Source organism: Kitasatospora sp. MY 5-36, from assembly GCF_001182915.1.
In the GTDB taxonomy this organism is placed as follows: Bacteria; Actinomycetota; Actinomycetes; order Streptomycetales; family Streptomycetaceae; genus Kitasatospora.
Genome location: NZ_LFVW01000871.1, coordinates 1 through 3,692 on the forward strand (window position 1 = coordinate 1; position 3,692 = coordinate 3,692).

5 protein-coding genes are annotated in these 3,692 nt (G+C 72.7%); 1 reads left to right on the forward strand and 4 read right to left on the reverse strand.

Features of this window, described 5'->3' with window-relative positions; translation table 11 throughout:
• From AE652_RS44510 to rimP, 4 genes are all read right to left on the reverse strand, one after another.
• Nucleotides 1-315, reverse strand: a 315-nt coding sequence (locus AE652_RS44510) for a translation initiation factor IF-2 N-terminal domain-containing protein (protein WP_199823203.1), incomplete at its 3' end; no start/stop codon positions are given.
• Between the two features lie 229 nt (nt 316-544).
• Nucleotides 545-838, reverse strand: a complete 294-nt coding sequence (locus tag AE652_RS37510) for a YlxR family protein (RefSeq protein WP_074006403.1) — start codon at nt 836-838, stop codon at nt 545-547.
• A 76-nt stretch (nt 839-914) separates the two neighbouring features.
• The gene (gene nusA, locus AE652_RS37515) at nt 915-1,916 is read right to left on the reverse strand and encodes a transcription termination factor NusA (protein ID WP_049659751.1); all 1,002 of its coding nucleotides are present in this window, start codon (nt 1,914-1,916) and stop codon (nt 915-917) included.
• Between the two features lie 55 nt (nt 1,917-1,971).
• Nucleotides 1,972-2,508 carry a ribosome maturation factor RimP gene (rimP, locus tag AE652_RS37520; RefSeq protein WP_049659753.1) on the reverse strand — a complete coding sequence of 179 codons (537 nt, stop codon included), beginning with the start codon at nt 2,506-2,508 and terminating at the stop codon, nt 1,972-1,974.
• A 284-nt stretch (nt 2,509-2,792) separates the two neighbouring features.
• On the opposite strand from rimP, the gene AE652_RS48750 reads away from it, so the two are divergent.
• On the forward strand, nt 2,793-3,692 hold a 900-nt coding region (locus tag AE652_RS48750; RefSeq protein WP_053112502.1), incomplete at its 3' end, for a ferritin-like domain-containing protein.

Here is a 3,692-nt window from a genome sequence, read left to right on the forward strand (position 1 = left end):
CGCGGCGGCAGCCGGGGTCGGACGGGGACCAGGGGTCGCGCTGGGGCGCGGACCCGGGGTCGGAGCGCCCGGCTTCGGGGCACCCGAGCCGGCCGCGGGGGAGGGCGCCGCGGGCTTCCGCGGGCCCGGCTTGGCAGCGGAACCACCACCGGTGGGGGCCACACCAAGCGCGTCAGTCAACTTGCGTACGACCGGCGCCTCGATCGTCGAGGACGCCGAACGGACGAACTCGCCGAGCTCGGTGAGCTTGGCCATGACGGCCTTGCTCTCCAAGCCAAGCTCCTTGGCGAGTTCATAAACCCGGACCTTAGCCACTTCACTCCTGTCTATGAGTCCGGGGGTCTCGTCCGCCGGACTGTCGCTACTTCATGGGCGTACCCATCGCGTACTCATCGCGTACTCATCGAGAGCTCATCGCAATCTCGACCTACTTCCACATCGCGAGGTACCTGACTGGTGGCACGGCGCGCGGCTGCCCGAGCGCTGTGCTTGTTGCGGTGGTTCTCCGCCGCGCGAGCGGCGAGTGTCGCGGGAGGCCGCCCGGCTAGGGGGCTCCGCCCACCAGCTCCCCGATGAACCCGCGGAGCCGCTCGGTGTCGAGCGCGCCCTGGAGCCGGAAGGCCCGGGGGAACGCCCGACGGCGGACCGCGAGGTCGAGGCAGGCCGGATCGGGGTGCAGGTGAGCTCCCCGGCCCGGGAGTGCGCCGCGGGGATCAGGGACGCACTCGCCCTCGACCGCCGTGACACGCAACAGCTGGTGCTTGGCCGCTCGCTTGCGGCAGCCCACGCAGGTGCGTTCCGGGCGTGCTCGGACATGCGTCCGGCCAGACGAAGGCAAGTCTACCCCTCCGAAGCGACATGGCGCCGCCCCGCCGATCCCGGAGGACCGGCAGGGGCGCACACGACAACGATGATTACCGGGCCTGCGATTCCTCGGCGGGGACCTCGGTGTCCGGCCGGATGTCGATCCGCCACCCGGTCAGGCGCGCGGCCAGGCGGGCGTTCTGCCCCTCCTTGCCGATCGCCAGCGACAGCTGGTAGTCCGGCACGATCACCCGGGCGGAACGCTGGGCGGCGTCCACGATCTCCACGCTGGTCACCCGTGCGGGCGACAGGGCGGCGGCCACCATCTCCCGGGGGTCCTCGGACCAGTCGACGATGTCGATCTTCTCGCCGTGCAGCTCGCCCATCACGGCGCGCACCCGGGAGCCCATCGGGCCGATGCAGGCGCCCTTGGCGTTCAGGCCCTGGCGGCGCGACCAGACCGCGATCTTGGTCCGGTGGCCGGCCTCACGGGCGATCGCCGCGATCTCCACGCTGCCGTCCGCGATCTCCGGGACCTCCAGCGCGAACAGCTTCTTCACCAGGCTGGGGTGGGTGCGCGACAGCGTCACCGAGGCCCCGCGCACGCCGCGGCGCACGGCCACCACGTAGCACTTCAGGCGGGTGCCGTGCCGGTAGTCCTCGCCCGGGACCTGCTCCTGCGGCGGCAGGATGGCCTCCAGCTTGCCGATGTCGACCAGCACGTTCTTCGGGTCGTTGCCCTGCTGGACGACACCGGTGACGATGTCGCCCTCCTTGCCCGCGTACTCGCCGAAGGTCTGGTCGTCCGCGGCGTCGCGCAGGCGCTGCATCATCACCTGGATGCCGATGCTGGACGCGATCCGGCCGAAGCCGCTCGGGGTGTCGTCGAACTCCTTCGGCTCGACGCCCTCGTCCAGCTCCGCCGGGTCCTCCATCGCCCACACGGTGACGTGGCCGCTCTTGCGGTCCAGGTTCACCCGGGCCCGCCGGCGCGAGCCCTCGGTGCGGTGGTACGCGGTGAGGAGGGCGGACTCGATGGACTCGACCAGCAGGTCGAAGGGGATGTTCTTCTCGTTGACCAGCGTGCGCAGGGCACTCATGTCGATGTCCACGGCTACGCCTCCTCGTCTTTCGTCACGTTCGTCATGGTCGTACGGCACCGGGGGTTCACTCGGCGCCGTCCTCCCCCTCGTCGAAGTCCGCGGCCTCGTCCAGGAGCTCGTCGTCCTTGCGGTTGAACTCGACCTGGACGCGCGCCCGGGCCACCTCCGCGTACGCCAGACGGCGCTCCTTCGGACGGCCGCGTCCCTTCACCGGCTGCACCTCGACCAGTGCGCCGTCCTCGTCGGCCTCCAGCACCCGGGCGACGATCTCCCCGCCGTCCTCCAGGTGGATCTTGGCCAGCCGACCCTCGGCGCGCTGCCAGCGCCGGGGCAGGACCAGCGGACGCTCCGCACCCGGCGAGCCGACCTCCAGCAGGTACGCGTCGTCCCCCATCAGGTCCGACTCGTCCAGGGCCTCACCGACCACCCGGCTGAACTCGGCGATGGCGTCCATGTCCACGCCGCCGTCGGTGTCGACGTCGATCTGCACCTGCCGACGGCTGCCCGCCCGGGTGACCCTGACGTCCTCCAGATCCAGTCCGGCCTGCTCGGCCAGCGGCTCCAGCAACGCTCGCAGCCGGTCGGTGTGGGTGGTGCTCATCCGGGTGGACTCCTCGGCCGCGTCTGCTGTTGTCAGAAGGTCGCCCCGCGCCCCCGGTGTGCCACACCGGGTCACGGCAGCTCGGCCCAAAGCCTATCCGGTCAAGCCCCCAACCACCGATTCCGGACCTCCGCCGACCACGCCCACGCCACCCACTGCGAGCAAGCTCACACCCGGCACGGCATCCCCGAACCGCACCCGGGAACGTGGGGATTCTGTAATCATTCACGCCAACGAGGGCAGGCGGGGAGGCCGTCCTCCCGTACCCGCCCGGAGTGATCCCGATGCAGCCGCCCAGCCGACGGACCTTCCTGGCCCTCGGACTGCTCACCACCCTCACCGCCTGCACCGCCGACCCCCACGGCGCCCACCCGGCCGGCCCCACCCCACCCCGCGACCTCGACACCCCGGCCCGCCTGCGCGCGATCGCCGACACCGACCTCCTGCTCGGCGCCTACGACAACCTGCTCACCGCCCCGGGCGCCCAGACCGCCCTGCTCCAACCGCTGCGCGACGACACCGCCCGGCACCGCGCCGCCCTCGCCCAGGGCCTGCCGAGCGCGAGCCCCTCCCCCACCGGCACCCCGTCCCGCGCCCTCCCCACCCTCCCCGAGCTGGCCCTCATCGAGCACCGGACCGCCGAGTCCCACCTCCAGGGCCTCGACGAGGTCAGCCCGCCCCTCGCCCGCCTGCTCGCCTCCGTCTCCGCCGGCAACGCCCTGCACGCCGCGGCCCTCGGCGACCAGACCCCCGTCAAAACCCCCGACGGCACCACCACCGCCGGCAGCACCACCACCGAACGCGCCGCCGACGCCAACACCGCCGTCCCCGCCCTCCAAGCCGCCCTCAGCGCCGAACACGCCGCCGTCTACGGCTACGGCGTGGTCGGCGCCCACCTCCCCGACGACCCCCAGCGCACCGCCGCCCGCACCACCCACGCCGCCCACCAGGCCCAACGCGACGCCTGGCAACGCCTCCTCACCTCCGTCACCGCCGCCCCCACCCCCGCCGCCGCCGGCTACCAGCTCCCCTTCCCCGTCACCTCCCCCACCGACGCCGCCAAACTCGCCGTCCACCTGGAAACCCGCCTGACCACCACCTACGCCGACCTGCTCCTCACCCTCCCCACCCCCTACCGCCCCTTCGCCGCCACCGCCCTCCGCGAAGCCACCCTCCGCGCCCAC